Source organism: Bradyrhizobium sp., assembly GCF_049691595.1.
In the GTDB taxonomy this organism is placed as follows: domain Bacteria; phylum Pseudomonadota; class Alphaproteobacteria; order Rhizobiales; family Xanthobacteraceae; genus Bradyrhizobium.
In genome coordinates this window covers 1-1985 of the sequence record NZ_JBAVNZ010000337.1, presented here as the reverse complement: position 1 = coordinate 1985, position 1985 = coordinate 1, and the positions used below count along the sequence as shown (strand labels likewise).

At 59.4% G+C, this 1985-nt stretch carries 1 protein-coding gene and 1 pseudogene; both read left to right on the top strand.

The genetic code is table 11. From position 1 onward, the window contains the following. Nucleotides 1-351 (top strand): annotated as a pseudogene (locus WCE35_RS15060) (recombinase family protein); the annotation flags it as partial. A gap of 751 nt (nt 352-1102) precedes the next feature. Beyond that, nucleotides 1103-1985 (top strand): site-specific integrase (locus WCE35_RS15055; RefSeq protein WP_424594138.1); only part of this gene is annotated, 883 nt, incomplete at its 3' end.

Genomic DNA, 1985 nt, shown 5'->3' with positions numbered 1-1985 from the left:
GAACATCGGAAGGCTGAACTTGAGCGGCAGCTGGCCGATGCCGAGACCCCGCCACCCCTCCTCCATCCCGAGATGGCGACATTCTACCGTGAACAGGTCAGCACCCTCCACACGGCCTTACAGGATGACTCCGAGGCAACCCGGCTTAAGGCCGGCGAGGTTCTGCGGACCCTGGTGAAGGAGATCCTGCTCACGCCCGAGGCCGGCGAGTTGAAGATTGACGTCCGGGGCGATCTTGCCGGGATTTTGGCGGTTTCCCTCAAAACGAAGGCCCCGGCCACTGGGGCCAGGGTTTCGCAAGTCGAGATGGTTGCGGGGATAGGATTTGAACCTATGACCTTCAGGTTATGAGCCTGGCGACCTTGCCGCGACCCTATCGATGCCGATCACCTGTCAGCAAGTTGGCGAGTGGATCGGCCGCGGGTGAAGTGACTTCTGCACCAGAAACGTACCATTGAGCTCCAAAGTCCGTCGACGTCTTTACTTAGGTCGGGTTGAGCCAAGATCAGCTCGCCACTCCCATGTCGGGAAAATCCAAGCTGCTCTTGGACACCCGTCTAACTGATCCGCATCCTGAGCACGTCCATGCTTACCGCAAGACGCGCAGCAATTCGCGTGTGGATTTGCCCGTTACACAGCAGCCTTAGTGCCGCGGCCCCGCGGCGTGCCGGACAGACAATCTGGCTTTCTCCTCTCGGGTTTCATCGTACTCAGAACAGCGTCTCCTTTGCGTGCGAAAACCTGCGACAAGCTTCGATCTCGCAGGTTCATCTCTAACTCGGGACGTGCGGTGAGGATAAAAGGAAATTGCCGGATCTCGGGCGAATCCGACGAACAGTTCGTCGGAGCGATGCGACTCCCGCGAATTGTTGAGAATGGGGCTGTTCCTGATGGCGAACAGAAGAGTTAGCCCGCCGGCGGCCGACACGATAGATCCGTCTGCGCCGCTTCGTTTAAATCTCGCCTCAAAGATAGCTTTTCCTGATGGCTCAATGACCGCTTCCGGTTTGCGGAGAGAGGGCGCTAGGGGCCGACTTGTCCTCGAGCGTATCGCGAACAAGGATTATACTACCCTTGAGGCGATCAGGACTATGAGGGAGTTATGCCGCGTCCAAGCAAAGGAGCCAGACTTTACAAACGCAAGGCGCGATACCGAAGCGGAAAACTCGTTCGCCAGGCCGTCTGGATCATCAAGGATGGAGACCGCCATATCGCCACGGGATGCGTTGCGAGCCCGTCTGAAACGAAGCCGCCTCGAGAGGCAGAGCAAGCCTTAGCTGATTACATCGCTCAAAAGTATCAACCCGAACGCCGCCGGCAGGATATCGAGGACATCGACTGTGCTGACGTGCTGTCGATCTATTTGAGCGACATCGGCGAGCCGGGCGACCAGTTCGAGATCGAGGCCAGGATTGAACGCCTTAACGAATTCTGGGGCGGCAAGAGATTGTCGAAGGTCAGTGCCCAGACCTGTGCGGCTTACGTCAAACATCGCGGCAACCGCGGCGGTGCACGCCGCGACCTCGAGACGTTTCGCGCCGCAATCAACCATCACGCAAAAGAAGGCTTTCACCGGGGCGTGGTGCGCGTGTCGCTACCGCCCAAGGGCGAAGCCCGCGACCGGTGGCTCACGCGAAAGGAAGCCGCAGCGCTGATTTGGCACTGTTGGCGGCATCGGGAGAAGCAGACGATCCATTCGGGGATGTCAAAAGGTGATCCGGTGAGCACAAGCCGCCGGCCCCTGAGACATATCGCCAGATTTATTTTGATCGGCCTTTATACCGGCACTCGGGCTGGCGCGATTGCCTCAGCGTCGCCCTATGCCGAGCCCGGCCGATCTCACGTCGATCTTGAGCGCGGCATCTTCTATCGCAAGCCGATCGGCAAGCGCGCCACCAAGAAGCGCCAGACGCCGGCGCCCATACCGCCACGGCTGCTTGCTCACTTGCGTCGCTGGAGGGACCGCAAACTGATCGCCACCTGCT